General features: G+C 64.5%; 32 protein-coding genes and 1 pseudogene. 1 reads left to right on the forward strand and 32 read right to left on the reverse strand.

Going from position 1 to position 26699, the window contains the following annotated elements; genetic code table 11:
* The first annotated feature begins 125 nt into the window (after nucleotides 1–125).
* Nucleotides 126–1439 (forward strand): DEAD/DEAH box helicase, encoded by a 1314-nt coding sequence (locus tag LE197_RS00905; protein ID WP_196752320.1) that lies wholly within the window; start codon nucleotides 126–128, stop codon nucleotides 1437–1439.
* A gap of 47 nt (nucleotides 1440–1486) precedes the next feature.
* On the opposite strand, the gene LE197_RS00910 is transcribed toward LE197_RS00905, so the two are convergent.
* The 32 genes and pseudogenes from LE197_RS00910 to LE197_RS01060 form a co-directional block, all read right to left on the reverse strand.
* Entirely contained in the window at nucleotides 1487–1711 is a 225-nt protein-coding gene (locus tag LE197_RS00910) for a hypothetical protein (protein ID WP_003121473.1), read from the reverse strand.
* A gap of 73 nt (nucleotides 1712–1784) precedes the next feature.
* A complete protein-coding gene (locus LE197_RS00915) occupies nucleotides 1785–2072 on the reverse strand; it encodes a hypothetical protein (RefSeq protein ID WP_016068576.1) in 288 nt (95 codons plus the stop codon).
* Nucleotides 2069–3219: pseudogene (locus tag LE197_RS00920) on the reverse strand (hypothetical protein). The gene LE197_RS00915 and the pseudogene LE197_RS00920 overlap by 4 nt, the downstream one beginning before the upstream one ends.
* Nucleotides 3216–5423 (reverse strand): phage tail protein, encoded by a 2208-nt coding sequence (locus LE197_RS00925; protein ID WP_016068574.1) that lies wholly within the window; start codon nucleotides 5421–5423, stop codon nucleotides 3216–3218. The pseudogene LE197_RS00920 and the gene LE197_RS00925 overlap by 4 nt, the downstream one beginning before the upstream one ends.
* On the reverse strand, nucleotides 5413–5631 hold the full coding sequence (locus tag LE197_RS00930) for a hypothetical protein (protein ID WP_003117240.1): 219 nt from the start codon (nucleotides 5629–5631) through the stop codon (nucleotides 5413–5415). Before LE197_RS00930 ends, LE197_RS00925 begins: the two co-directional genes overlap by 11 nt.
* Nucleotides 5628–5867 carry a hypothetical protein gene (locus LE197_RS00935; protein ID WP_003094581.1) on the reverse strand — a complete coding sequence of 80 codons (240 nt, stop codon included), beginning with the start codon at nucleotides 5865–5867 and terminating at the stop codon, nucleotides 5628–5630. The genes LE197_RS00930 and LE197_RS00935 overlap by 4 nt, the downstream gene beginning before the upstream one ends.
* An 8-nt stretch (nucleotides 5868–5875) precedes the next feature.
* Entirely contained in the window at nucleotides 5876–6697 is an 822-nt protein-coding gene (locus tag LE197_RS00940) for a phage BR0599 family protein (protein WP_003117241.1), read from the reverse strand.
* Complete coding sequence (locus tag LE197_RS00945; RefSeq protein WP_003117242.1) at nucleotides 6687–8390, reverse strand: hypothetical protein; 1704 nt, start codon at nucleotides 8388–8390, stop codon at nucleotides 6687–6689. Before LE197_RS00945 ends, LE197_RS00940 begins: the two co-directional genes overlap by 11 nt.
* Nucleotides 8390–9313, reverse strand: a complete 924-nt coding sequence (locus LE197_RS00950) for a hypothetical protein (protein WP_016068280.1) — start codon at nucleotides 9311–9313, stop codon at nucleotides 8390–8392. Before LE197_RS00950 ends, LE197_RS00945 begins: the two co-directional genes overlap by 1 nt.
* Nucleotide 9314: 1 nt before the next feature.
* Nucleotides 9315–10271 carry a hypothetical protein gene (locus LE197_RS00955; protein ID WP_016068573.1) on the reverse strand — a complete coding sequence of 319 codons (957 nt, stop codon included), beginning with the start codon at nucleotides 10269–10271 and terminating at the stop codon, nucleotides 9315–9317.
* 7 nt (nucleotides 10272–10278) lie between these two features.
* Nucleotides 10279–13836, reverse strand: coding sequence for a phage tail length tape measure family protein (locus LE197_RS00960; protein ID WP_034069570.1), 3558 nt, complete (start codon nucleotides 13834–13836; stop codon nucleotides 10279–10281).
* A 2-nt stretch (nucleotides 13837–13838) separates the two neighbouring features.
* Nucleotides 13839–13967 (reverse strand): hypothetical protein, encoded by a 129-nt coding sequence (locus LE197_RS36735; RefSeq protein ID WP_015972878.1) that lies wholly within the window; start codon nucleotides 13965–13967, stop codon nucleotides 13839–13841.
* Nucleotides 13967–14452, reverse strand: coding sequence for a DUF6631 family protein (locus tag LE197_RS00965; RefSeq protein ID WP_012613798.1), 486 nt, complete (start codon nucleotides 14450–14452; stop codon nucleotides 13967–13969). Before LE197_RS00965 ends, LE197_RS36735 begins: the two co-directional genes overlap by 1 nt.
* A gap of 3 nt (nucleotides 14453–14455) precedes the next feature.
* The gene (locus tag LE197_RS00970; RefSeq protein WP_003137261.1) at nucleotides 14456–15226 is read right to left on the reverse strand and encodes a hypothetical protein; all 771 of its coding nucleotides are present in this window, start codon (nucleotides 15224–15226) and stop codon (nucleotides 14456–14458) included.
* Nucleotides 15227–15258: 32 nt separating this feature from the next.
* Nucleotides 15259–15438 carry a hypothetical protein gene (locus tag LE197_RS00975; protein WP_003099460.1) on the reverse strand — a complete coding sequence of 60 codons (180 nt, stop codon included), beginning with the start codon at nucleotides 15436–15438 and terminating at the stop codon, nucleotides 15259–15261.
* Nucleotides 15426–15905 (reverse strand): hypothetical protein, encoded by a 480-nt coding sequence (locus LE197_RS00980; protein WP_012613797.1) that lies wholly within the window; start codon nucleotides 15903–15905, stop codon nucleotides 15426–15428. Before LE197_RS00980 ends, LE197_RS00975 begins: the two co-directional genes overlap by 13 nt.
* Nucleotides 15902–16318, reverse strand: a complete 417-nt coding sequence (locus tag LE197_RS00985) for a gp436 family protein (RefSeq protein ID WP_015972874.1) — start codon at nucleotides 16316–16318, stop codon at nucleotides 15902–15904. The genes LE197_RS00980 and LE197_RS00985 overlap by 4 nt, the downstream gene beginning before the upstream one ends.
* Complete coding sequence (locus LE197_RS00990; RefSeq protein ID WP_012613796.1) at nucleotides 16315–16491, reverse strand: hypothetical protein; 177 nt, start codon at nucleotides 16489–16491, stop codon at nucleotides 16315–16317. Before LE197_RS00990 ends, LE197_RS00985 begins: the two co-directional genes overlap by 4 nt.
* A gap of 62 nt (nucleotides 16492–16553) precedes the next feature.
* Nucleotides 16554–16856 carry an HI1506-related protein gene (locus tag LE197_RS00995; RefSeq protein WP_015994824.1) on the reverse strand — a complete coding sequence of 101 codons (303 nt, stop codon included), beginning with the start codon at nucleotides 16854–16856 and terminating at the stop codon, nucleotides 16554–16556.
* Between the two features lie 11 nt (nucleotides 16857–16867).
* The gene (locus LE197_RS01000) at nucleotides 16868–17776 is read right to left on the reverse strand and encodes a Mu-like prophage major head subunit gpT family protein (protein WP_016068571.1); all 909 of its coding nucleotides are present in this window, start codon (nucleotides 17774–17776) and stop codon (nucleotides 16868–16870) included.
* 27 nt (nucleotides 17777–17803) lie between these two features.
* A complete protein-coding gene (locus tag LE197_RS01005; RefSeq protein WP_012613793.1) occupies nucleotides 17804–18202 on the reverse strand; it encodes a hypothetical protein in 399 nt (132 codons plus the stop codon).
* 9 nt (nucleotides 18203–18211) lie between these two features.
* Entirely contained in the window at nucleotides 18212–19318 is a 1107-nt protein-coding gene (locus LE197_RS01010; RefSeq protein WP_016068570.1) for a phage protease, read from the reverse strand.
* Between the two features lie 219 nt (nucleotides 19319–19537).
* Entirely contained in the window at nucleotides 19538–19759 is a 222-nt protein-coding gene (locus LE197_RS01015) for a winged helix-turn-helix domain-containing protein (protein WP_016068569.1), read from the reverse strand.
* Nucleotides 19756–19995 carry an anti-CRISPR protein gene (gene acrF, locus LE197_RS01020; RefSeq protein WP_016068568.1) on the reverse strand — a complete coding sequence of 80 codons (240 nt, stop codon included), beginning with the start codon at nucleotides 19993–19995 and terminating at the stop codon, nucleotides 19756–19758. The genes LE197_RS01015 and acrF overlap by 4 nt, the downstream gene beginning before the upstream one ends.
* Complete coding sequence (gene acrF3, locus LE197_RS01025; protein ID WP_016068567.1) at nucleotides 19992–20411, reverse strand: anti-CRISPR protein AcrF3; 420 nt, start codon at nucleotides 20409–20411, stop codon at nucleotides 19992–19994. The genes acrF and acrF3 overlap by 4 nt, the downstream gene beginning before the upstream one ends.
* Nucleotides 20412–20433: 22 nt before the next feature.
* Nucleotides 20434–20736 carry an anti-CRISPR protein AcrE1 gene (gene acrE1 / locus LE197_RS01030; RefSeq protein ID WP_016068566.1) on the reverse strand — a complete coding sequence of 101 codons (303 nt, stop codon included), beginning with the start codon at nucleotides 20734–20736 and terminating at the stop codon, nucleotides 20434–20436.
* Between the two features lie 112 nt (nucleotides 20737–20848).
* Nucleotides 20849–21316 carry a phage virion morphogenesis protein gene (locus LE197_RS01035; RefSeq protein ID WP_016068565.1) on the reverse strand — a complete coding sequence of 156 codons (468 nt, stop codon included), beginning with the start codon at nucleotides 21314–21316 and terminating at the stop codon, nucleotides 20849–20851.
* Entirely contained in the window at nucleotides 21316–22602 is a 1287-nt protein-coding gene (locus LE197_RS01040; RefSeq protein ID WP_016068564.1) for a phage minor head protein, read from the reverse strand. Before LE197_RS01040 ends, LE197_RS01035 begins: the two co-directional genes overlap by 1 nt.
* Entirely contained in the window at nucleotides 22602–24188 is a 1587-nt protein-coding gene (locus LE197_RS01045; protein WP_016068563.1) for a DUF935 domain-containing protein, read from the reverse strand. Before LE197_RS01045 ends, LE197_RS01040 begins: the two co-directional genes overlap by 1 nt.
* An 11-nt stretch (nucleotides 24189–24199) precedes the next feature.
* Nucleotides 24200–25975: a hypothetical protein gene (locus tag LE197_RS01050; protein WP_015994816.1), complete on the reverse strand. Its 1776-nt coding sequence runs from the start codon at nucleotides 25973–25975 to the stop codon at nucleotides 24200–24202.
* Nucleotides 25972–26472 carry a DUF1804 family protein gene (locus tag LE197_RS01055; protein WP_015649660.1) on the reverse strand — a complete coding sequence of 167 codons (501 nt, stop codon included), beginning with the start codon at nucleotides 26470–26472 and terminating at the stop codon, nucleotides 25972–25974. Before LE197_RS01055 ends, LE197_RS01050 begins: the two co-directional genes overlap by 4 nt.
* 8 nt (nucleotides 26473–26480) lie before the next feature.
* Nucleotides 26481–26669 carry a hypothetical protein gene (locus tag LE197_RS01060; protein ID WP_003094538.1) on the reverse strand — a complete coding sequence of 63 codons (189 nt, stop codon included), beginning with the start codon at nucleotides 26667–26669 and terminating at the stop codon, nucleotides 26481–26483.
* Nucleotides 26670–26699 lie beyond the last annotated feature (30 nt).

The following is a 26699-nucleotide window of genomic DNA, read 5'->3' on the forward strand; positions in this document are numbered from 1 at the left end:
TTGCCTGGCGGCGACCCGGCGTTGAGCCGATTGCGACGCCGGCGCTGGCCGTCGCGCCGCGCGAATAAAGCCTGCGCGCCGGCGCGGCAACCGTTAGGCTATGCACCTGTCCATTTTCACGTGCAATGCCGAGGTTTCCCTTGTTCAGCCAATTTCCCCTCCACGAACGCCTGCTGAAGGCACTGGAAAGCCTGTCCTTCAGCGAGCCGACGCCGGTCCAGGCCGCGGCCATTCCCAAGGCGCTGGAGGGGCACGACCTGCGGGTCACGGCGCAGACCGGCAGCGGCAAGACCGCGGCCTTCCTGCTGCCGCTGCTGCACCGCCTGCTGGCCGAGGACAAGCCGCGCTCCCTGGCGCGCGCGCTGATCCTCCTGCCGACCCGCGAGCTGGCCCAGCAGACCCTCAAGGAAGTCGAGCGCTTCGCCCAGTTCACCTTCATCAAGGCCTGCCTGATCACTGGCGGCGAGGACTTCAAGGTGCAGGGCGCGCGCCTGCGCAAGAACCCGGAGATCATCATCGGCACCCCCGGCCGCCTGCTCGAGCAGCGCAACGCCGGCAACCTGCCGTTGCAGGACATCGAGGTGCTGGTGCTGGACGAGGCCGACCGCATGCTCGACATGGGCTTCGCCGACGACGTGCTGGCCCTGGCCAATGCCTGCCCGGCCGAGCGCCAGACCCTGCTGTTCTCCGCCACCCACAGCGGCGCCGGATTGAACAAGGTGATCGCCGAGGTGCTGCGCGAGCCGCAAGTGCTGCGCCTGAACCAGGTCGGCGAGCTGAACGAGAACGTCCGCCAGCAGGTCATCACCGCCGACGACGTGGCGCACAAGGAACAGTTGCTGCAATGGCTGCTGAGCAACGAGACCTACACCAAGGCCATCGTCTTCACCAATACCCGGGTCTCCGCCGATCGCCTGACCGGGCGGCTGATCGCCAACCAGCACAAGGTCTTCGTCCTGCATGGCGAGAAGGACCAGAAGGACCGCAAGCTGGCCATCGAACGCCTGAAGCAGGGCGCGGTGAAGATCCTCGTCGCCACCGACGTCGCCGCACGCGGCCTGGACGTCGAAGGCCTGGACCTGGTGATCAACTTCGACATGCCGCGCAGCGGCGACGAGTACGTGCACCGCATCGGCCGGACCGGTCGCGCCGGCGCCGAGGGCCTGGCGATCTCGCTGATCTGCCATGGCGACTGGAACCTGATGTCGAGCGTCGAACGCTACCTCAAGCAGAACTTCGAACGACGCAACATCAAGGAACTGAAGGCCGCCTACCAGGGGCCGAAGAAACTCAAGGCGTCGGGCAAGGCCGCCGGCAGCAAGAAGAAAAAGCAGGACAGGAAGGGCGCCGCCGCCAAGCCCGCGGCCAAGCGCAAGCCCGCCGCGCGGCCGAAGGCCGGTGTAGCGCGGCGCGAAATTTGGCGCGGATTTGCGCAATAAATGACGCGCCTTAGCCGTTTCGTGTGTGGCAAAAGAATTTCAAAAGATCAGCACAGGACGACTATGTCGCCATCGGCCACCCGCTCAGACAGAGCTGTCAGCTTGCCGATGCCCTCCCGCAGGAATCGGCTGAGCTGCTCGATGCACTCGCGCTGGTCCTTAGTGAGGCTGAACTCAGCCTCCATGCTTTCCATGAGATCAAGGCAGCACTGGTTGAGAAAACCCACTTCCAGTAGTTCAGCCCGCAACCTTTGCCTCAATACCTCGTCCATCCCACCATTCCCATCTACTACGCGACATCAGACCGTCGGAACGTGGCAAAAACGAGAACGCCATCACAACTACCTATTCAGGTAGTGGATAGCGCTCTTTGATCGCCTGGACGGCTGCGACCCATGCCGCCAGGTCCGGCTCGGTGCCAGCGGCGATGGCGTCAAACTCGGCCTCCAGGCGCAGCGGGTCGGACTCCGCGCGATAGGCCTGGCGGCGTAACTCCTGGACTTCGGCAAGGAGGTCGTCGGGATGGAACGCCAGGTCGCCGACCGGGACGCCAGCGAGTGCGGCGGCCTCGTCCAGCGTGCCATCCCATTCCGCGAAGAACTCGCCTTTCAGTAGAACTCGTTTCATGGTCATGCACTCTGTGAGTTGACGGTTGCAATGGGCGCGAAGTGGATTCCGGGGTCAACTAGCCCCCGAAGAAAGCGGGACACGCCATAGCCGCAACCCCGCCTAGAGTCATGTAGAAGTACGGAAAACCGTTGTCGTACCCTTGCGCGGATCGCTTCGAAAGACGGACATGCTTCCACCCATCAGCAGGGGTTAGTACCTGCCCTGGTAGTACGGGTTCGCCGTTTAGCCATATCCGGTAATCTGTCGTCGGAACCCCCGCCGGCATGAAATGGAGCGATCCGGTTTCAGCGCGCACCCACATCACCGCCGTACTCCATCCATCGGCGATGAACAGCGCTCGCAATACGTTGGTCATTTGAAGATAGCGGGTAGTCCCGTCGAGCCCAGAGGAACCCGTTGTCGCGTTCGGCCCTGCTGTCACCAGGGCGGTATAGAACTCCACCCCGTAGCGGGCAAGGCTACCGCTCGGCCGTCCCATCGCCACTAGCAAATCTTGGACGCGCTGGTTGATGTTGCCCGCCGTCCCTCCGTTTGTGGTGTTGTCGTAAATATACTTCCCGCCGTCCGTAATCGTCGCCCCGTTCCACGGCGAGAGGAACGTGCTGGAAAACGACCCGGTGAAGCGCAGAATCAGCGGATTGATGATGCCGGCGAATCGTCCGCTGTCGGGCATCAGATTGAGAAACGGCATGCCGTTCAGGTCTGCCACGGCAGCGGTCCCAAGCTTGCCCCATGACCCGTTGTTGCGTGCGTAGTTGCTGCCGTCGCTCGGCGCGTCGGCCATCCCGCCTACCAGCTCAGTCCAGGCGCTGCCGGAATACTCGTAGGTCTTGACCTGGCCTGCCGGGGTTGTCTCGTTGGCGACCTGGACACGCCAGCCCAGCCTGGGTGGCATGTACTCCCAAATAGCCGTGGTCGCACCCGTTGCCCACCAGCGGGCCAGGCGGTTCTGGTTCGCCCCGGCCCCGGTGAAGATGTAAGTGTCGCCCTCGACCTGGCCGCTGGTCGGGAGCGCGGCGACGCGCCCCTTGACGACCGGTTGGCGCAGGAAGTCATCCCAGCGCAACATGCGGATCAGTTCGCTGTAATGCCCCTCACCGGGTGCGCCGTTGATCAGTAGGCCAGTGTTCGGCCCCATCGTCAGGCTCATGCGGAAACGCCTCCTAGTTCCTCGCCGAGGCGGAAGCCCAGGCCGTGTCGTTCGATGGTGATGTCGTGTTGCTGCCAGGATTGGATGCCGTCGCGGACGCTGCGCAGGACCAGGCGCACGTCCTGGAGCGGGCCGTCAGCGACGTCTTCGGCCACCGGATAGGACCAGTTACTGGATGTGAGGCCGGCATAGGTGCGCTTTAGCGTCGTGCCGCTGTAGACCTGGAGCGTCACCGTCGCCCCATCTTCGGGCCCGATGTTGCCGACCGTGGTATCGATCAACTGGTCGGCCTGGCCGATCCGGTCGCGCTTCGCCCAGCTCACCGACAGCGCCCCGTAGACCTTGGCCGGGTACGCGCTGCCGTTGATGCGAAACTGGCCTGGCGGGTATGGCTTACCTTGGCGCCCGGTCAGCGTCAGGCTGTCGGTAGCGGCCAGCGCCGGGGCCAACTGGCCCTCGCTGGTGTTGGTCAGCAGCCGGGCCTGAAGCGTCACGCCCTGGCTGTAGACCGTCTCGTCCACCGCTTCGAACGTGTCGTAGAACCAGACCCGAGCCCCGGCCAAGTGCTTGGCCGGAACGGTATCGGCGCAGCCGCGCGCCAGGGTGACGGTGCCACTGGCATAGTTGACCGCATCGACCCGGACTATCTCGTCGTCCACCACAGCGGCCTGGCCGACAGTGACGTCCTCCAGCCGGGTGGCGTTGGTCAGCGTGACCTCGTTCGGCCCGGCCGCCAGCGGCAGCTCGGCGGCGAGTAGCCCGGTCGGGCACCAGTCGCCGGTTCCGCGATCCACGAACGCGCCAGAACTGCCGACGCGGTCGGTCAAGGTGTAGCTCTGCGACAAGCTTGTCGGCGCCTCGGCCAGCGCAGCGAGGTAGGATGCGGACACGTCCAGGAGCTGGAGATTCGCCGGATCGATCACGCCGGCCAGTTCGCGATATGGCGCCTCGATCAGTCGGCGCACAGTGATCGCCCGAGGCGTCCGGTCGGGCGGAATCCAGCCCGGTGGCGGTGGCGCCACGCCGGTTGTCGCCGGCAGATTAAACTGGTCCTGGACGACGGTCAGGGTGATCTTGCCGTCGCCGAGGAAGTTGTCCTCGATCCGGCCGACCCGGACGACGGTTTCAGGGATGCCGCGCCGGGTCGAACGGATGCGGAACGGCTGGCCAGGGTTCAGGCTACGGGCGCGGCGGTCGAATACGCCTTTATAGCGCTTCAGACCGGTTGTCTTCAGACGCATTTCCCGCTCCCCGACTCGCCCGGCCAGCTCGCCAGTCGGCACGCCCAGGAACTCGACTTCCTCGGACGACCGCCGCCCCTGCGAAGCGGCGACCGCGTTGTTGTTGACGATGACCTGGCGCTGCGCGCCGTCGGTCTGGTCGATGTACTTGACGATAAGCTGGCTCGGCGCGAGCGAGGTCGAGCCGGTCTTCTCCTGGGTGATCTCCAGGAGGCCGCTGTCCTCGTCGAACAGCGGCAAGTCTGCAACGCTGTAGTCGTCCCGCAGGAGGCGGATGCTGATTTGTCCGGTCTGTCGGTTCGGGTAAACCTCGGCGCCGATATGCGATTTCACCGTCTCGCAGAAGTTTGAGAACGTGTCGGACCTGGTCCATTCAAAGCACAGCCCGAAACCCTCGGCATACAGCTTGTCGGCAGCGGCCCGCCAGCTCGCCTCGTCCATCCGCGTGCGGGCCAGCCCCCGGAAGTCCCGGCCGGTGTAGACGAGATAGAGGATATGCGCCGGATTCATCGCCTTGATCTGACCGTCCGCGAGCCAGATAAATTGCTTTTCGGGATACCAGGGGTTGCCGTCCCACAGGCGGTTGCCGCCTCGGCGCAGAATCTCCCAGGTCTTCGGGTAGGGGTTCATGGCGGTGACCAGGCCGGAATAGAAGCACGTGGTGACGCCCCGGAACGCCGGTACCAGGCCGCCGAGCATCGCCGCCAGGCGCGGCAGGACGCCCTGGTCCTCCTCGCCAAACAGCACGTCAAGCGTTCCGTCGAGCCCGCCTTCGCCCTTCTTCCCGCCGAAGAGGTCCGGCGCATTGATGCGAACCTGGCCGTTACTGGTGATCGAGCCCTTCCATGCGGTCTTGCCGCTTGCCCGGATTGCACAGACCTCGTCGATCTTCTTACCCAGGGCGAAATGGATGTCAAAAAAGTACTCGAACCCGACCGTCTGTGCCTTCGGTTTAGCGCCCATCGGCTACCTCCTGGCATGCGTGCTCAACCAGCTTGAGCGCGAGCGCGTCGCCGGTCGCGACTAGCACGTCGGCCTCGATGCCGTCCCGTAGGAACGCCATCCAATCCAGGCCATGGCGCTTGAAGAAGTCCCGCGCCTGCCGGTGGCAGTAGCCCTGCCGAGTGGTCCAGGTCGGCACGGTATGCAGGTGCTGAGCCGTAACGATCATTTCTTGCTCCCTTTGGTCTTAATCGCCTTCGTTCTGTAGTTGCCCACGGTCAGCACCATCCAGCTCTTCGACCAGCACTGACCGAAGACGGCGACCTGTTCGTCACCCTCGTCGCAGCGCGGGAAATCGATGTCTTCAAAGGCGGTCGGCTTGGGCTTCTGCGGCTTCGGTGCCAAGACCTTGGATAGGATGAACGACGCCGCCAGGATGACGAGATTGATTGTGATCGGGTCCATGGCCTACCTCACCAGACCTGGTCGCCATCGAATGGCGACTTGCCTTGCATCGCGTTAAACCCCCTGAAGTTGGGGAGGTTGCTGAATTTGTCGTCGCAGGTCTGCGCGAGCCCGTCGCAACCTGGATAAACCCGCAGTTGGCCACCTGCCGGAATGCCCTCGGTGCCGCCCAGGATGTAAAGATCGGGTCCGGCGTGCCGCTCGATGTAGCGGCTATCGTAGTTGTCGCCGTCCACTTGCCACTCGACGTAGCCCCCGGTAAACCAGCCATCGACATAGCCGGCGACCACGCCGCTGGAGATCACCCAGCCGCTGATGCTCTGCGGCGTCAGCGTCACGCGATACGGAACGAGGTTGACCTTGCAGCGATGGTCGCCAACGACTGCCGTGCAGGTGCGGCAGTAGGTGTCGATCAAGCCGGGCTGGTCCATCAGTTCGTCTTCTGACACGCACGTTATGCGGCAGCTATCCACGGTCGGCCAGTCCACATCGCCAATCTGGCCCACCCAGGAAACCGCTGCCTCGGTGTCGCCGTAGTGCATGTCGTAGACGACCAGGTCGATGGCACCGCTCGGCGACCGGGACTTGTACAGCAGCGCGACGTCGAGGTCGGCCGGCGCGGTGATGACGAACTGGTCGGACTGCGGATCGCCGGAACAGATGATCCCGTTGTCGATGATGCCGCCCGGCACGGTGCGGAAAATCTGGTTTTGATAAGTGATGTCCCGGTCGCTGCTGTTGTAGCTCCAGCGGATGGCTCCACGGCTGAACTGGTACAGCCGCACCGGCTGCCCATCCGCGAGCGAGCTTTCGCGGCTGTTAAAACTCATCGTCACGAACCCCTTTGAACGTCAGGGCGGCAGTTGCTACGCCCTCGCTATCAGTGACGTGCTCGATCTCGACCACGTCGGTGGCGGCGCTACAGAGCGCCATGAAACAAATGCGCGCCACGTCACCAGGCTCGACCAGCCGGCCCAGGGCGGCATCGATGGCCAAGCGCTCGGTGTCGGCGTCCAGCTCTGTGCTGGTGAGGATGCGGCGGTGATAGACCGTGCCGTCGTATAGCTCGATGCGGATATCGCGACGGCCCGGCCGGCCGTTGGCGAAACGGGCATAGCCGATATTGCGCACGTCCAGCGCGGTGGACAGCTGCGAGACGGTGGCGACTAGGGTCAGGTCGTCGGCGTGGGTCGGCACCCATAGCGGCTTCTGCTGGCCGCGCAGCGCATAGACCAGGCTACGGAACGCCGACCGCTCGGCTCGGCCCATACCGATCCAGCGATGGCCGATGACGGGCAGCGCCATGCCGGCGACGTCGGTCACGCGGGGAATCGCGCTGCCGTTGTCCAGGGTGGACAGCAGGCGCTGATAGCTGGAGGTGAGGTCTTCGCTTTCGTCCGGGCGCTGTTCCAGGACAGGACGCCCCCGGTACATCGTCGCCGGCATCACCTCGGGCCAACTGCTGGGTTCCATCACCAGGAACGACACCCGCGCAGACTGCGCGGTATCGGTCAGCCGGGTCAGCGTGGGCTGCTCGGTCAGCTGCGCGGTGCGTACCGGGTACAACCGGGAGCCAGTTCTCCAGGCAGCCTGGACGGGCCGGACCAGGTCCAGGCCGCTGGCGGTCACCGTCTTGACCTCGACGACCTCATAAGTAAAAGCGTCCTCACCGCGCAGCATCGCTAGACCGCCGTCGCGGAAGTCGAGGCCGGCCGTGTCGCACGGAATGCCCAGCGACCCGGCCGCCAGCGGCTGGTGGAGCAGCTGGATATCAGGCCAGATCGGCAGCGCCCAAATGCGCGCGCCCCAGCCGAACAGCGTCATGTCCAGCAGCTGCCGCTCGCGATCCACCGCGTACATGTTCGCGTCGAACTCTCGGCGCGGCGCCAGGCGCATGGCTCGGCGCTGGGTCACGGCCGATTCGCTTTGCAGGATATTTGTCGATGCGCTCAGGCGTTCGACGATGCTGTCGCCCCAGTCCGGTGCGAACGTCCAGGCGATGATGCGATTGCCAGTGATGACCAGGACCAGGTTCGGCTCGCCCTGGAGTCTCCAGACGATCCTCGCATTGACGACGGGCGGGCCGTCCGTGCCAATGCTGACGGTCCAGGTGCGTTCCTCCAGGGCGGCGAAACCCAGCGGCGGCGACGCCTGGCCAGACAGCGTGATGCCGTCTGCGGCTTCGCGGTCGATTGCGGTCAGCGTGCGCGGACTGAAATATGCGTTCCAGACTGATGCCGGTCGTATCTGGGTGCTGACGACGTTGCCCAGTTCCATTGCGGTCGGAATCAACCAGAGGCGGTTGTAGTAGTTCTCTTCCAGAGCGCTTTGGTGGACAGCCTGGTAGGTCGAATGGATCACCTCTACCGGCTGATGCGCCCCATAAGCGCCGCCCCAGGTCGAGGCCGCGACCGCTGCAAGGCTGATGTCCTGGTTCAGCTCCAGGGCGTCGATATTCGGCGTGATGCCAGCAACGATCCCCTCCACAGGCTTCGGCACCTGGAACCCCGGAAACGTCGCCATCACTCGACCACCCGGAAGCAATAGCCGACCCAGGCGCTGGTGCTGTCGAAGTCGGTAGCGGTTCCGCGTTGGAGCAACGGATAGACGCGCCAAGTGTCGCTACCGACGACAAGCGGATCACCAGGCGCGAGGAAGGCCATGTTGCATATGCCAAAGTCCGGCACTTCGCCCACGTAGCGCGAGCGCTGCTGAGCGCCGAACGCATAGATGGCGCACGGCACAGTGGTGGTCGAGCTGTTCAGCTCGTTTGCGCTGGCGTCGATCAGCCCCACGTCGGGATGGTACTGACTGCTGTAGTTTCCGCGACCGGGGCCGACGACGCGCCGGGGGACGTTCGTTGTGTAGTCGAACGGCAACCATTCCGGCGACGGGCCGCCGTCGAGGCCGTCCAGCCGCAGCATGCAGCTGCTGTTGCTGTATTGAATGTGGTAGCCATCGAACGGATGCGACGACCAGTTGTTTGTCAGTGCCTGACCGGGGGTATAGATGAACGAGCCGCAGACATACTGACCACCCGTATAGCCGACGCCACGTTTGTTGAGCGAGCCAATCATCACCGGCCGGAACTGACCTGCCGCGATCTCGACGTGCAGGTGCAGATAGGCCGCCGTGGCAAACAGGTGGTAGCGCGTGAACGGCCCACCGCTCAGCTGTGCGACGGTCGGCCCCTTCGACGAATAAGGGTTGTTCTGCACCGAGTTACCGGGCTGCGCGTTCCACGCCAGGCTGTTATCGAACCCCGTATTGCCCGCCATCTGGAACTGATTGGCTCCGGCATTGAATGACCAGTAGCCGTCGGCGTTGTGACAAAGCCATTCCGATGCCGAGGCGCGGTCGGTGACCCAGCCGAGCGACTCGGCGTGGACGCGCACCTTGGCGAGCAAGTCGGCCGGGTTGTTCGCTGTTCCTGTGAAATAGGCCATGTCAGTCCTTCCTGATCGCGTAGAGCCAAGGGTTACCGCTACGCCAAGCGGTTTGGAAAACGACGTGGTCGACACCGTCCTCGACGATCACGTCTTCGGCGCCGGAGTTGAGCGTCGGCACGTAGAAGGCGCCGTCGAAATCGCCCAGGTAGCGGCGTCCCTCGGTTTCGCGGGTGACGAACTGCAAAGCTTTCAGCGGGAACTTCCCGAATGAATCCCGCAGTTGTTTGACCACGGTGTCACTGCTGCCCGCATAACGGCCGCAGCCCAGCGGGAGGAGCGTCCGATTGTTGTAGTCGGACTCGTTGGCAGCCCCTCCGTCTACAGTGAAACCGAGCCAGCGCCCGGCGGGATCGCGGAGATAGCAGCTTCGCTCGTAGGGGCTGCTGATGCCTCGGTGCCGGTCGCTGACGTCTGACCAGCGAGTTGCAACGTCACCACGGTAGGAGCCCACGACGGCAAGCGGGTACGGATACTGCGACGGCGGACAGGGTGGCAGGATGAAGCCGGCGCCGGCCGACTCGTAGATCGTCGAGACTTTCACGACGATCCAGAAGCGTCGGCCGTTAGCGAAGAACCAATAAGGCATCGGCTGGTTCCAGGCCAGCAGTTGCACCCGCGGGCTGTAGTTGGCAAACGCGGTCCAGTAGTCGCCACCGGGCGGGATCGCTCCAGGATTGAACGCCGTGCCACCCATGAGCCGGACGTTGTAGTAGTCCAGGGCGGTATCGCCGTAGGACTGGATGCCCATGAAGATGCTGTCGGTGCCGCCCAGGCCGGGGGCGCGCAGGGTCACCTGGCGCACGGCGATGGCCGTGCCCGACGCGGGAAGGGTGTTGTCGAAAACCTTCTCGTAGGCCTGCCCAGCTGCGACCAGGTCTGGGTTCGCGGTGAGGAACTGGACGAGGCGCTCGACCAGGTTCTGGTGGTTCGTGGCGGTGCCGAATTCGGTGGCCATGGGACTCCTATCCGATAATCTGCTTGACGAGCTGGCGGTTCTTGTTCAGCCAGACGATGTAATGGTCGCCGCCCTTGCCGGCCCACATGTCGGCCGCCATCTGGTCGGGGTCTTGAACGGCATGGAGGTGGACCGCGTTGTTCACTGCGGTGCTGAAATTCTTGGACGGCTCCTGTATCTGAGCGGCGCCCATGCTTGGGCGTGGCAGGGATGGCGCGGGAATGCCGGCGACGCCTCCGGTGGCGTGGCGGACAGCTCCCGCCCAGTCATGGAGCGCAGCCCATCCGCGTTGGTTGATGTCCAGCAGCAGCGGAGTAAGCCCTGGCTGCATGGCGGATGCCGACCGGATTACGACCTCATTGTTGGATAGCCAGGCCGGTATGCTGTCGCTGGTGGGTGTGCCTGGTCCCTGGACCTGGCCGCCACCCGCGAAGCCGAAAATGCTGGTGATCGAAGATAACCAGCCACTCCCGCCACCAGCCACTCCAGCGGCCCCGGCAGCTCCCGCAGCGCCGCTCACCCCACTGACACCATTGGCGGCGGCCAGCGAGGCGGCAGCGGCCTGGATAGCGGCGGCGCCGCTCAGGAGCGTGCCGCCAGCAGTCGCCAGGGCGCCCGCCGAAGCGGATACAGCCGAGGCGCCGACCGTTAGCCCCTGGGCGCCGCCATCGGTGCCACCGCCCAGGCCAAGCCCGGAAAGCAGAGACGCCCCCAACTGGCGGGTCGCCATCCTGGCCACGTCGCCAATCATGGTGCGGACGAAGTCATCCAGCGACGCCTTGCCAGTCATCACGAAATTAACGACGGCATCCTCCAGACCGGAGAAGGCGTTACTAAACAGTTCGTAGGTCTGACCCGCGCCGTCCCTGGCGGAGTCGATGTAATCAGCGAACGCCGACGTCGCCCCGTTGACCCAGTTGCCCTGGGCGACCTGGAGGTCGGCGTAGTTGCGTTGCAGCTGCTGGGTCATCGCGGCATGGTTAGCTTCCAGCGCCTTGAGCTTGTCGTTGTACTCGTCGAGGCTCATGCCTCGGGAGCCGTCACCGTACTGGCTCGCCAGGTCCAGGCGCTGCTGCGCGAGTCGGTCGTCAAGGCTGCCACGCTGATCGAACAGGCGGCGCTGTTGCGCGCCCATGCCCACGGCAGCGGCGGCACGTTGGCCCTGGAGGGCCAGCGCATCCTGTTGTTGCTGGAGCGCATCGCTGTAGGCCTTGACTGCCTGGGCCTGTTTCTTCAGGCGCCCCTGTTCGTTGAGCTGGAGGACTTCCAGGTCGGCGTCGGCCCTCTTCTGCGCCTTGACCATGTTGTTCCTGGCCTCGGCGATCTTCTGATCCAGGCTGATGCGCTGGGCCGCCGTGGTGGAACTTTTGTCGCGCAGCGCCTCCAGCGCCTGGATTTCCCCCTCATAGGCTGCGGTGACCTGGTCCTTGTTCTGGCTGATCAGTTCGCCGCGTTGCACGACATAGTCCGCATAGCTCAGCAGGCCGGCGCGCTGCTGCGCCTGGAGCTTCTGCTCGGCGTTCCTGAAATCGGTTTGCAACTGGTCCAGGCGGTTCTTCGCCTCGGTGACGCTGGACTGGTCGAGGGGCGTAGACGGTCCTTTCGGGGTTTTCGGGTCTTTGTACTTCTGATCGATGGCCTTGCGAGCGGCGGCGATATTTTCCGGCCGCAGGCGTTCGTCGTTCGGGTTAGCCGCCTGGATCGCGGCAATGCTCCGGTCCAGCTCCCTGTTGAGCTTGTCGCGCTTTTCCTTGTTGGTGCGCACCGACTCCAGCAGCTTGTCCATGCTCTGCTGGCCGCGTATTGCCTCGTCCTCCAGGTAGCGATCCAGGCGCGCCTTCTGCGCCTTCTCGCCCTCGTCCTGGATTTCCTGGAGGGCATCGGTGAATTGCTTCCCGCGCTCGTCGTCCGACATCGAGCTGCGCTGATACGCCTTGCGTAGCTCGTTGAACCAGCCCAAGGGGCCGAAGACAGCCCCGCTGGCCACAGCGCGCCCCGGCTGGAAGGCCTGCCCCTTGGTCAGTTGCTCCAGGCGTTCCTCGGGCGTCTCCGTCCGGCCCACGCCGAGCATTTCGTCCCAGGCGCCCTTGGCCACCCCGGCAACGGTCTTCCAAGCGGTTTCCAGGGTGCCCAGGTTCTCGACGATCTGGCTCGCCCGCTCGTCCATTGCCTGGCTATAGGCATCCATGGCCAGCTGGGCGGCACCCAGCGAATCGCCTTGCTGATCGAGGGCGGCTATCTGCTCGTAAACCGAGGCGGTCAGGTAGTGATATTTCTCGTTGAGCTGCTGCGAGGCTTTGACCGGTTCGTCGGCCAGCTTGGAGAACTCGGCGACCGTATCCGAAACAGCCTTGCCGGTTGCTTCCTGCATCGCGATGGAGGTAGTGGCAACCTGCTCGATCTGGTCAACCGTGAACTTGCCGGTCGCGGTGATTTCCGACAGTACCGCCACGGCCTCATACTGAGTGCCGTTCGCCCTGGCGAGTGACGCCGCCATGGCGGACAGTTGCCCGGCGGTGGTTCCGGCATAGTTTCCGGTCAGGACGATGGCCTTGTTCAGCTCGCTCGCCTCTGAGCTGCCTTTCTCATACGCCAGAGCCAGCGCCACGCCCGCAGCGGCCACCGCCGCGCCGATGATGATAAAGGCGCTACCTGCTCCGCTGAGCCCCACCATAGCCGTCTTGGCGTTGTTGGCCGACGCTGCGGCAGCGTCCGCCCCTCGGGCGATGTCGTCCAGGCCGTCGCTGGCGTTACTCGCGATCCCGAAGAACGATTTGACCTGATCGCCCAGCGCCTGAAACGTCGCGCCGACGCCACCGAAACTGTCCTTGATCTGCCCGCCTTGCTGGATGGCAACCATCCACAGTGGCATCCCGCTGGCCAGGCTGGTGACCACGTCGGTGATCTGCGCCGGCAACTGCCGCATGGCCTGGCGGTACTGACCTGCCGAAATGCCGGCCACGGCCATGGCGTCAGACGTGCCGAGCAGGCGGTCCCGTTGCTCCTGGAGCTTGGCGTTGTAGGTCGTAAAGACGTCCGGGTCGATCCCTCGACCCCTGGCAGCATTCAGGCGCGCCTGGAGGCTGTCGAGCTTCTCCAGCTCGCGAGTGACCGGGTCGATGGCCGCGAGCAGTTTGCCCAGCTCGGCCTGCTGCCGGTCGAACTCGGCGGTGGCTTTCGCCGCAGCCTCGGCCGCTCGTTGCTCGGCTGCAACCTGCTGTTCGCGGGCGCGCTCGGCGTTGTGGTAGGCATTCATCGACGCCGATTGCGCACGGGCGCTTTCCTGCCATCCGCTGGTGGCTGCCCGCGTGGCGGTGTTCATCCGATCCGAACTTTCCGCCAGCGCGTCCAGCGCTTCCCGCTGTTGCAGGGAGGCGGCGACCATCGCCTTGATCCGGGCCGCCTGCTGGTCGGCTGTCTCCCCCAAACCGGACAGCTCCCGGCCAGCCTGGCTGGCATGGTCGCCAGCGGCTTGGATCGAGTCGGACAGTTCCTCGACCTGGTCCGCACCCTGCTGAAGGTCAGCGCGGATGCGCAGGGCTAATACAAGGTCTTGGTCGGCCACGTTCAATTACTCATGAGCTGATCATAGGCGGCAATCGCTACAGAGCCCCCGGCGAAGCCATGGTTGACCGCCATCAGCTCGCGGGCTTGCTGGCGGCCCTTTTCTGCCTCGGCTTCGCGGAAGAACAGCATTAGCTGTCGCTCGGTGTAGCGGCCGAGCTGGTCGCGCTGGTGTCCTGCTGCGACGAGGCAGGCGAAGACTCGACCCCACGTTGTTGGAGGGCTTGAGCCACTACTATCGGGCGCCACAGGCGGCGGACGAAAAAACCCTGGTTGGCTGCCCACCAGACCAGCATCAGGGACTCACCGTCGCTTGGACGGAGCGAACGGACCCAGTCATCCGCCTTGCCACAGCTCACGGCAATCAACGGCAGAACGAGCTTCCAGTGCTCCGTCAGCACGTCCAACGCAATGGTCGCGCCCTCGACTCCTTCGAGGTGTTCACGCGGCACCTGGAGGAACGCCTCGGCAATGGCCTTGAGGGCCGCGTGGTGGGTGAGCTGCTCTTCGAAGGTCAGCTCGCGGACAACCAGGTCCTCGCCCCCGACCGTCAAACGACGGTCGGGGAACAGAACTTCCAGGCTGTCATCGACGGGGGTGTCGTTCGGCTTCTTCATGACTCACCCCAGCTGAATAATGCGGCCGAAGCGGCCCAGGTCGCCGGTATCCGGCTTGCTGGTGTCCAGCAGGATTCCGCCGCTGATCTGCATACCGGCGACGGTGTTGCCGTCGCTGATCAATGCCAGCTCCTGGAGCGGGTCGGTCGCGACCTTGTACAGCTCGACGATGACCGGCGCGCCGCCTTCGGCCAGGTTGATGCCCTTATAGCGCAGGGCAACGGTCGGCTGCGGCGCGGTGAACATGCCCACCTGCTTGGTGGCGGCGTACTCATAGGCCGCTTTGAACGGCTGGGTCGGGGCCGGCGTCGGCAGACCCAGCAGTTGGACCTCGCCGTAGGCGCCATCGGCTCGCAGGGCGTAATACTGCGGGTCGAGGGGCGCCGGGCTGCTCGCGCTGTCGGTGATGACCAGTTCGCTGACGCCGAAATTGGCCAAGCGGATCACATCGCCAGCCACCAGGTCGGCGGGGAGTACCTCGCCCGTCACGGAGCCCGCCGCCTTGGCCACGACCTTGCCATAGAGGGTAAGCGCCAGGTTATCCGGGCCGATGCTGTGCAGGGTGATGTTGACGGTGGCGGTCTTGCCGATGGGGAAGCTTCGGACCAGGGCTTTCTGGCCGCTGTAGCTTTCCTTGTGCTCGACCTTCTCGACTGCGAGCTGGATGCTCATGGCCGAGACATCCTGAATCCAGCGCCATTTGCCGAGGACGCCGTTGACGATAGGCGCGGCGTCAATCTCACCTTGCCCGTAGAAATACGTTTCCTGTGCCATGTGAGGCCTCCGTAGGAATCAGATGTTGCGCGTTACTTGTCGCGTTTCTCGTCGGCCTTGGGCTCGGCGGGAATCTTGGTGATCAATTGACGGCGCAGCAGAAACTCGGCATCGGCGCGACTGACTTCGATCTCGTCGCCCTGCGCCACCGGCTTGCCGGCATGGGTGTGATTGGGTTTCTCGGCGGTGATGGTGACTTTTACGGTTTCCATGACTTGAGCCTCGGGAAGACAAAGTTGGCGGTGAACACCAGCGGGAAATAGAAGAACCCGTTGCTGTAGCTGACTGGCGAAGCCTGCGGGCTGCGGGCCAGCGGGCTGACGCCCTGATCAGGAACCCAGCCGGTCAGTGCCTTGAGCAGCTGGCCGAGCAGCGGGCCGGCTTCGCGCCGGGCGCCCTGGCCGTCGCCCTGGGCGTCGGCGTAGTACAACGTCAGCACGGCTGCCCAGTGCTGGGTGACCGTCTGAATCGCCCGACTGCCGCCCTGGTGCGACGCCCCGGTGCCGATCTCGTCGCCCAGGTAGACGACATAGACGCAAGGCGAGCCCTGGCGCTGTTCGTCGAGGGTGGCCAGATCGGGGATGCCCGAAACGTCCTGAAGGCCGGGCACCTCGGCGCGGATGCGCTCGACCAGGAGCGTCTCCAGGAACAGGTAATCGAACGGCTCGGCAGTGCTCACCAGGTGCCCCCGAAATCGTTGCGTTGCGAACTGATTTGAACGGTATTGGCAATGGGCGCCGGGGTGCCGGAGCTGGTCAAGGCCAGGCTGAGCTTCCCGGAGGAAATGCCGCCCAGCAGCTTCCGCTTGCGCTCGGCATCCAGGATCGCGGGGTGGTCGTCCTTGACCTGGGTGTGCAGGTTGGCAAATGCCAGCACGCACGCTACGCGCTTCAGCACCACAGGCACCTGGGCCAGCGGCAGCTGGTAGCGGGCGTGCAGGTGGAGATCGATCTCCGCGTCCGCATCGGCGATAGCCTGGGCCACGACCGCCGGATCGATGGTCGTGGCGGGTTTATTGACGCGGTCGCTCAGCTGGCGGATGGACGCCTCGCCGTACTGCTCGACCAGGTCGGCCTGGGTGCAATAGCTCACTGTTGCTGCTCCTGGTGCTCCAGGACGTCGATGGCGCTATGGCACTCGGCAGCGACCCGGCGATCCAGCTCGGCCTGGGCGAGGTCGCCCTGGGCTTCGATGATCGGAGCATTGTGCTCGGCGTTCTGCGCGGCGATGGTCAGTTGACTGATGGCCAGGGTGTGGTCGCTCATGTCGAACTCCTGATGAATAGGTGGCCATCCGTGGCCAGGGGCGGTCCCTCTGCTGGGGTGGGTTATTCCTGGGTGTCGTTGTCCGACGCGGGCGGCTCACCCTCGCCGCCGACGTCGTCCGGCAGGAACTCGCAGGACTCGACGCGCAGCTGGGGCTCTTCCTTGAGGGCCTTGAGCTGCGCCTCGGTCAGGGCGGACAGGGCGATTCCGATTCCTTCGCTGGTGAACGCGAAGCCAGCACGCCGGAAGGTCGGCGGATAGCTGCGCACGAAGATGCCCTCGACGCTCTGCTGGGCTTCATCGCCCGCCGCCTGGCGGGCCAGCCTGGCGGTCGGCTTGGCGGTAGTTGCGGCTTTGCGTGCCATGAGCTGCCCCCTTATGCGCCAGTGCCGGTGGAGCCATAGGCCAGCTGCCAGAAGCCGTAACCGGCAGCAGCGCGGGCTTCGGCGCCGAACTTCAGCTTGCGCAGGTTGAAGACGTCATCCGAATCCAGGTTGACCTGGGAAACGAATTCCGGCTGCTTCCTGGGCTGGAAGATGAACGGTTTTACCGGCTTGGTGGTGTCCAGCAGGAACCAGGCGGTGTCGGACTCGATACGCCCGTCCACTACCAGCTCAGCAGTGCCGACGTAGGGGTTCGGGGTGTTGTCCGCGAGCCTCGGGTTGGTGAGCAGCATCTTCGCCACGTCTTCCAGCGCCGGGCCGACCAGGAGCACGTTGGGGGAGACGTTGAGGGAACGTCCTTCCTCGTCTTTGAACTTCTTCATCGCAGTGCGAGCAGCGCCATAACCTGCCTTCGCCGCCGCCTGGTTGGCGTTGGAAAGCGGAGCGGTGCCCTTGTTGCTCACCGAGGCATCACCGACAGGGTGATCCGTGTCGATGAAATACTGGCCGTCGAAACAGGGCTTGGTGAAGGCGCCGTTGACCGCTTCATAGACCAGCTCGTCCGGGAGCTGAGCCGCCGAGTAACCGGCCATCTTCGCCTGGGGCGAGTAGATGCCGATTTGGTCGTCCTCGATGTCGTTGCGGTCCACCTCGACGGTGGCCTCGAAGTCCTCGTTCTCGACAACGTACTTGTAGGCCTTCAGGTTCTTGACCACCTTCGCGCCGATCCAGCGGCGCATCTTCGGAAAGGTGCTCAACCACTTGTAATCGTTGCTGCTGGTGTTGCTCGGCACTTCCATGGCGATCTTCTGCCAGGTGGTGGGGGCCGCCGCGAAGGCGTTGTTGAAGATGGTTTTGATCGCGACGAATGCCGCGTTGAGACTCTGCTTGTTGATCAGCATGTGTCCGGTTCTCCGTTGGTGAGCCTGTTATTCCACCCACACGCCGTCCGGTTCGACGCCGATGATGCGGCCGGCCGGGGAGCGGGTTTCGGTGCCGTCCGTGGCGGCGACGGTCTGGTCGTCCACGATGTAGGCGGGTTTCATCAGGTGCGCCTGGGTGACGCTGCCGTCGTTCGCCCACTTGAAGGCGTTCAGGCGGCGCACGCGGACGACCTTGGCGCCGTCCGCGCCATTGCGGTTGTCCACGTATTCCTCAGCGCGGCCCAGGTAGGTCAAGCCGGTGGCGGTGCTGCCGCCTACGGCGAACCCGGTAGCGTTCGCCACGACGATGGCGCCGGCGAAGACCTGGACGTTGGCCGCTACCGGCACGCCGATGACCTCGGCGTCCTGAAGCGGGGTGTTGCGGTCGGTGGTCAGGGCGGTCATAGCGCCTCCTTACTGGCCTTTCAGGGTCTTGAGGTAATCCTCCGGCTTGATCTGCATAGCCGAGCAAACCGCGAGGGCGGCCTCGTCCAGCTGGTCAACCGAGGTAGGCACCGAGGTACGCCCGGCGCTCTGCTGTTGGGTCAGGGCGGCGATGGGCTTGGCCTGGCCCAGGTAGTTCTTCAAGCCAGCCAAGTCCTTGGCGCCGTATTCACGCGCCCAGGGCTCCATGGACGGAATGAGTCGGCCCTCCTGGATAGCGCTGTTGATCAGGCCGTCCAGCTCGCCGCCGTTGATGCGAGAGGTCAGCTCCGCGACCTGGCCCTGGAGCTGGGCGACGGCCTCAACGGGCACATACTTCGCCGGGTCAGGGTTACCGGGAGCGGCGACCTTCAGTTGGGCGGTGGCGGCGGCGATCTGCTCGACGTCGGCGTCCTTGGCCAGGCCGAGGGTTTCGCGCAGCTTGGCCAGGTTGGTGGCCTGGGCGTCCAGGGCCGGCTTAAGGGCGGTCAGGGCCGCAATGGCCTCTGCCTCGGTCGTGCCTTCTTTCAGCGACAGGGTCGCGATGATGGCTTTCAGGAGTTCATCCACAGGGGTTTCCTCGTCGGGGTGGTAGAGGCCAAAGGTCGCGGCCGCTCGGCGTGCGAGGGGCTCCAGACCGTCGATGGCGGGGTCATTTGTCATTGCGCCCATGAGGATGGAGAGGACCGTGCCGTCCGGGGCGTAGCTGAAGACGGGGCTGAAGTAGAGGTACTCGCCGTCCTCGATCAGCTTCGCGGCGCGGGCGGTGTATTCGACACGCCCCCACAGGCCGGAGCCTTCGCGCCATTCGAAGTCCAGGAAACGGCCGGCAGCGGGCGCGGGCTGGCCGTTCTGCTCTTTCTTTAGGGTCTGGTGCTCGTAGTCCAGGACGGGCGGAGTCTTGCGCGACCGTGCGCGCTCGATCACTGCGGCGGCACTGGCGGCATCGATCCGCCAGCCCGGCACATCCATAGGGCGCCCATCCATGGGCCAGAACTCACCGGCAGGTGTAACTTGAATCCAGGCGCTGCCGTCCTCCAGCTTGGGGAGCTGGAACGAGCAGGCGGCGATGGCAACGTGTAGGCGGTTCTTCTTCATGCCGCCAATGGTGGCGACGGTCGAGCGCGGCGGTTACGTGAAGGGGTTCAACGACTGCGGAAACCGTCCGGCGCCGTCTTCTGGCTAAGCCCTGGCACGCGGATGGCGATGGAACGATTTCTAACGGGGTTCTAACGGGGTTAACGCACCGACTCTGATGCGAGGTAGCGGCTAACCCCGTTTCGGCGCGTGTAGCGCGTTTGCGGGCGGATCAGGTGATCACGCAGATGGCGGGTCGCTCGCCAGGCACTCCAGGGCGAACTGGACGGTATACGGCGCGGGACGGTAGCCCTCTTTGACATCCTCGCTCAGGTAATAGCGCATCACCCTGTCACTGAGGCCGAGCAGCTCGGCTGCGCGCCGCTGGCTGATACCGGCTTTCTTGAGCAGCCCGCGCAGGTAGCGCGGGTCTGGATTGTGGCTGGAGGCGTCAGGTTTCACATTTTCACCCGCAGTTGCTCCGGTATGAACGCAAGAACCTTGTTGCTGCCGAGAATGACGTAGTTCGGGCTCCCCCACTCCATGGCCATCTGCATGGCCTTCGCCGCAGCTGCGCCGGGATCGCTTCCCGCGCGGGCCCGGCCAACGACCATTTTGCCATCCCGCTCTACGTTGACCTCGTAGCTTCCCGGATTCCTGGGGGTTTCCGTCACCGTAACGACTGTTGGTCGGCTCATGCCTGTTCCTCATACCGCTGCTTGAACTTGTCCTGAAAAATAGCCATTAAACGCCCATGGACGCGGCTTCCCCAGGTGACACCTACGTTCTGCGAGGCAGTGGCCAGCATCACGTTGGCGATGCGATACCACCATCCCCAATCAGCAAACGGGCTGCTCGCGACCCGCCCATCTGCGTTGAGCAGCGCCTCTTCCCATGCCTTGAACTCGCGATACTCTTCATGATTGGACTCGTCCACCAGCCGTTGCAGGACGGTAGCCTGGAGCCCCTCATGGAGCCTGGCGGCAAAACCAGCGGCGGCCAGGACCTGGTCTTCAGTCAGGCTGTCGGGGTCTGCATCTTCCCAGGACTGGATGAATCGAGCCGCTTCAATAACCGAGCGGGCGACGATGCGATCTGAAATCGTGTTGCTCATTGGGGTAACCTCCTGATGATTCTCAGTCAACATCGCGGTCTATGGCGTCGCCGTAGACTCGAATCCCGTGTTGATTGACTTCGCCGCACACCTCAACCCACTTCGCCCTCATGATGTCAATATTTCGGCAGGCGCCTTCAGCCTCCTCCAGCCCCTGGCGGCGAATATAGTTCGCCAACTCATTGGCCTGATCAGAGAGTGTTTCGGCCTGAAACACGATAAGCGACAGGATCGAGGCTGCCTCTTCAAGAGACTCCCGAAGATCGGGGTATTTTCTCCAGGCTGCTACCAGCGCAACCTGAGCATCTGAAAGCTTCTTTTCCATGGCATCGTTCCTTCGTGGCGCCTCGCCATTGTGGCTGGCATGACGCCATATTAGGCACATTGTGCCTAATGCACAATAGGCACAATGTGCCGCTTATCCGAATGAATTCCCTCTAGCGACCCTGGGATAGAACAGCCAGGAGGACGTCCAGGACCGCATCGCGAGCGCTTGGCTTGAGCTGGCCGTTTCTGAGGACCGGCAGATACGGGCGCGCCGGGATTGTCACCTTGCGGCCTCGCCCAGCCTGACCGCCCAACTGCTGGATAGCTGCGTAGCTCAGATTGGAGCCGATCTGCACCTGGTCACGGTCGGCGCGGGTTGTGATCGAGCGCGCCAGGGCGTTGGTGACCTGGAGAATCGGATGCGCGCCGCGCCCCTTTGCCTCTCGCGCTGCAACGGTAACGGGGCTCAACTGGGGCCATCCCGGCCCCTCGTCCATGAATGCAAACTCCGTCTCGGCCAGCAGCTCAGCAGCGATGCCGCGCATCAGCGGCAGAGTGTCGGTTACCGCCGCGTAGAGCGCCGCCAGGCGCTCCTGGACCTCGCGGTCCACCAGTTCCAGCTCGATGCGATTGGCCATTAGCGAACCCTCCTGTAACGGCCCAGGGCGAGCCCGTCGTCGATGCTTTCCATCGTCACCTCTGTAACCTGGCTGATGTTCTCCATTTGGCCCGGCCCATAGACGCCACCGCGCAGCCGAACCGCCAGGGTAGAGTCGCCGTCCTGGACGACATAGACCAAGGACTCGCTGCCACGCTCCCACAGCACCATGGCGGGCTGTGCCAGGTGCTGCGGCAGGTTCGCCAACTGCTCGCGAGCGACCGGACTGTTACGGATCACGGTGTCGCTGGCCGATACCACGCCAGCCTGGAGCTGGGCGCCTTGGGCAGCCGCGTAGGTGATATCGGTCGGATCGAGGACGCCGACCGACATCGTCTGTCCCTGGGGCGACGTGGAGCGGTCCACAAACGCCTTCCAGGCGCGCTGGCGTACCGGGTCCAGGAGCACGCCCTGGACCTCGCCGAGGGCGGCAGGCGCTCCCAGCGTGCGCTCGGCCTTGTTGTACAGCACCTGGTCCATCAGGGCGCTCTGTATCGGGCTGCCGTCGAACCCGGCATCGGGACGAAATTGGATCTTCCGACCGGCCCGGTCGGTCGTCTCCAGGGTGGTCAAGGTCTGCTCCCGAATCTCCCCCGTCCGCTTGTCTACGCCCGTCTCGACGGTCACCTGGCCCGTCTTGCCGACGCTGGATTCGACCGTCAGACCACGGCGACGCACAGCGGCCGCCGTCAACGGAACGATTCGGCACCGGCAGTTGTAGCCATTCGGCGGCATGATGTGCTGCCAGATCGGGTCGTCCCAGCGGAACACCTTGCCATGTAGCGCCGCATGGCTGGGCCGGGTGACGCTGTCCATGACGGCCACATACATCCAGTAAGGGTGAGTTTCCCTGGCCTCGTATGCGGCGGCATAGCGCCCGGCCATGTAGGCCGACTGCATGTTGGTCTGGTAGATCGTTTCCAGCCGGCGCGGGCTGCCGAGCTGGGCGACCTCGGCCCCGCCGTCCGGCGCAACCACTATCTGACGTCCCCACCAGCCCTTGGCCTCCAGGATCGGCCGCAGGTTGCGCTGGAAGTCGCGCAGCGTTCCTCCACGCTCCAGGTTATCGACCAGGGCGTCGCGGATGTTCTGGAGCACGTCCAGGCGTGCCGCCTTGGCCACCGTCAGCGCTCGGGCATGGGTGGCTGCGTCAACATCGTGCCAGTTCCAGGTGATCGAGAAGCCCTTGCGCTCCAGGTACTCGATGGCGGCCTCCGGCCGCATGGCGAAGATGGCCCGCAGATCGGCCTCGGTTGGCGTTGCCATCAGTCGATCCGATCCAGCGTTCCGTTGAGCCGGCCCCAGGTGTCGGCCACGAACAGCAACCGATGGAGGGCATCCGCCAGGGCGCTGTCGTCCATATCCGGGAATGCCTCGGCCAGGGCGCCGAGCAGCTCGGCCTCGCTACCTCCGCGGCTGATCACATCCAGGAGCGGCGCGACCAGGCTATCGGCCTGGTTTTGCATGTCCTGGGCCGGCAGGCTGGCCAGCACCTGGTCCAGCGCTTCCTGATCGCGGTAGCGTGGTCCAATCACCTGGGCCAGCGCAGCGATGCGAGGACCAGGGCGCCGGCTCAGTTGGGCGATGCCTGCGCCGGTCTGATCGCCCAGGACCGCCTCGCCATTGGCTGGCAGCGGGATTCCCAGCTGCTCCTGGACCCAGTTGACCGGCACCTGGACGCCCAGCTTGACCAGGGGCGGTAATGACGTTGCCATGGCGGCCAGGTCGGCCCGGTCCTTGAGGTCGAACACCAGGCGGGGGGCGCGGCGTGCGTCGAGGTTGCCGGAGCGGTTGAGGACCAGGAGGGGCCAGAGTAGATCGCGACTCAGCGTGGCTGCGAGCTGGCGGGCATCCGCAGCCAGTAGGTCATGGCGCACCTCGTTATGGACCTGCCCCAGGGCGTAGGCGCCGCCGCCCGACTCGCTGGTCTGGCTGGTGAGCGTGCCGCCCAGGATGGCCTTTGACATCGAGTCATCGCACCAGCGCATCATGGCCATGAACGGCTCGGCCGAGCCTTTCGACGCTTCCTGGAAATCGATAGACATACTCTCGGGGATGATGCCCGCTGCGGCATGGCCGAGGCCGGTCACGGCTCGCAGCAGGGTTACCTTCTCTTCGTCGGGCGTGCCGGGCGGGTACTTCCCGAGCCGGATCGGCAGACCGTAGATTTCGAGCATTTCCGCCAGGTCGGCCGTGGAGTAGTGCTTGAACAGGTACGGCCAGGCCAGCACGCGGAACAGCCCGCTACGCGCCACGTATCCCGAGCGCGAACGCGGCTTGTGCATGATCCAGCCGAACGGCTGGAGTACCTCGCCCGCGATGCTGTTATCGCGCAAGCGCAGCTCGTCCTGGTCGTCCGGGTTCAGTTGAAACCAGCTTTGCGGCCGGTGGTCGAAGGCCTGCGGCAACCACTCCCGCCCCTGGAGCGACCAGTCCAGCTCGATAGCGCTATAGCCGTGGCCGACGCCGTCCATGCAATCGAGCATGAGGTCTTCAATGCCCTCCAGGTCGAGCAGCAGCTCGTGGAGATACTCCGCGTCGGCCTTCTCTGCGGCCGAGGCGTTGCGCGGCGGCTCGATGGTCCAGTCCAGGCCGAGGACAGCGCGCTTGCGCTTGCTCATTTCGGCGAACAGGTGGGCGTCGCGTTCCTCCATGTCCATGAACAGCTCGGCCTGAGCCTGGAGGTGCCCCTGCTCGGCCTCGATCAGGATGTGAGCCAGCTTGGCTGGGGTCAGCCCCTTGGCCGGGTGGTTGGCGAACTCTTTGGCCAGGCCCGTCAGGTGCGCGGTCTGCTGCTTGCGCAGCTGCTGGGTTCGCAGGGGGTTGCCGTAAATATCCACGATGGTGGCCATCGTTGCGTCTCCTACCAGTCGCCGCCCATGCGGCCACCTATGTCAAAAGAGTCTTTGAACTCACTGGAATCCGCAGAGCTGCGACGGCCAGGCACCGGGGTGAATTCATAGGAACCAGCGCGGGTGCTAGCGATCATCCAGAGGATCGACAGGGCGCAAAGGCCGTCGTAGTGGTGCCCGGTCTGCGGTTCTGGCCAGCTGTCCAGCTCGTCGAGCAGGGCGACCAATCCAGGTGAAAACAGAATCCGTGGCGCAAATGCGTCGTTGATGAACGGCTCCATGGCATCGATTCGAACGGACTGGTCCGCCATGCTGGTAACACCGACCAGAGGGAGCGCTACGCGCTGCATCAGCGCAGCCTTGGCGATGTTCTGCCGCTGGATTTCGAATGCCCCGTTGTTCTCGAAACCGATAGCGCGCATCTGGTACTCCCTTTGCGCCTTGATCAAGTCCGATTCCAGTTTCGAGGGGACGCGCCGCTTGATGGCCGCCTCTATGACGTTGAGTACCTGTTTCTCGGTGTCCCAGCCCCCCACGATGATTGCCGACGGGTCGGACTGTGCGCTCGCCCCGACAGAGGGGTCGCAGGCGCCAAACATCTGCCAACGGCCGGAGCGCATGACCCAAAAGCGCGGGTTGGTAAACGTCTTGTCTTCATCGGATCGCGGGTCGCCTTGCAGCTCGGTCGCGAACGCGGCTTTGTTCTTCGCCCGCTGACGCATCAGCCAGTAGAGCGACCGGACACCTGGCCAACTGGTGACGGCCCCCAGTTCCATCTGCTCGCGGTTATCCTGGTAGAACTGAAACGACGGCAGAGCGCTATCGGGCGCGACGCTACCGCGCTCGGCGTATTGCTCCATCACAGGCTTGTCGTCGTTGAGCATCACCTCTTCGCAATGTGCCCATAGGTCCATGTGGGCGGGGAACGTCTCGATAGCGCGGAAGTGGTGGACCAGGTGCCCGACCGTGCGTTTGGCTCGGCTGATCGGATCGTCCTTATTCAGCACTGTGCCCACGCCTAGATATTTGACGGAGCCATCCGGTGGGCCGAGGTAGTCGATAGCCTTTTCCAGCCAGTCCCAGCGGTTGTTGCGCTCGGTCGGGGACTTGGCCTCTTTGTCGGTGATCAGGTCATCGCCCAGGAGCAGCTTGGGACGGCTCGCGCCGTGGAATGTGCCCCGGATCGCCTGTTCAGCGCCGAAGGCCTCCAGCTTGACCCCGGAGAGGGAAACAAACTCGCCGATCTTCCAGACGCTTCCCTTGCCGCAGACTTCGGGGAAGTCCAGGGACAGGGAGGCGTTTACCAGTAGCTCGGTCTTGACTACTTCCAGGAGCTTGGTGGGCAAGCGCGTTTCGGCGCCTAGGAGCGTGATGTAGTCGACGAAGTACGGCGCCGGGCCGGTCATGCCCAGTTCGGCCCGAATCTCCGGTCGCTGGAGCAGCCCCTGGACAACGACATAGCACGGCCCGACCTTGGTCAGCAGTGAGGACTTCGCCTCGCCACGCGGAGCTACCCACCATTCCTTGAGGCCGCTGGAGGTGCTGATGAGCTGGGGAAAGCGCTTGAAGAAATGCGCATGGAACAACGAGGCAGGCGGCCGGATGTGGTGCGGGAAGTAGGTATACGCGAAGAACTCGAAATCGCGATCTACCAGTACGCGACGGCGCCGCTCAGCCCGAGCTTCCGGGGAGCTATCGAGGCCGACCTGTTGCGCCTCGATGTCGCGGCGCAGCTGCTGCGCCATGGCGGATAGTTCCCGTAGGAACTCTTTTTCCTCGGTGTTCATTTCAGCCCCTTAGCGATTACTTCCCCGAACGGCTCCAGAATCTCGGCGAAGGCCTGGACGTGCTGCGGGAACTGTTCACGGATGAAGGCCGCGAGGCGCTGGATGACTTCCATTGCGGTGGCCAGGCTGGAGGTTTCCGGTAGTACCCGCTTCGATGCGCTGATCGACTTGTTGTAGGCGTCGGCCAGGCTGGCGAGCATCTGCACCTTGACCGCTGGCGTGATCGCGCTGTCCACCTGGATCGCCTCCATGGTGGCCTGGAACTGGGTCACCAGGCCGGCCAGCACCTGGCGCGCCACGTCCTCCAGCCCACCACCGGCCAGCAACTGCGCCGATTGTGCCTTGTCCCAGTCGTCCCCCTCGGCTTCCGCCTGCTGTTTCCAGCGGCGGGCGGTGCCGTAGGAGACGCCGAACATGGCGGCCGCGACCTCCAGGGACTGGCGGTCGAGGACGTAGGCGCGGCGCAGGGCGTCGCGGGTTTCCTTCGGGTGCGCCATCGACTACCTCAGATACCGAGCTTGATACGCGCCGCGAGCAGGCCGCAGGCAACCAGGCCACCCGCCAGCGCGCCGGCCGCCGAGCCGTACAGCACGGCCTTGCGTTCGATCTGCGGGAATCGGTCTTCGAAGCGCTCCAGGCGGCCGTCGATGCGTTGCAGCAGTTCGAACTCAGGAGAGGCTTTCTTTTCGGTCATCGGATCAGTCCTTTTGAAGGTGCCGCACGG

Origin of the sequence: Pseudomonas sp. PS1(2021), assembly GCF_020405165.1 — a bacterium.
Lineage (GTDB): Bacteria > Pseudomonadota > Gammaproteobacteria > Pseudomonadales > Pseudomonadaceae > Pseudomonas > Pseudomonas aeruginosa.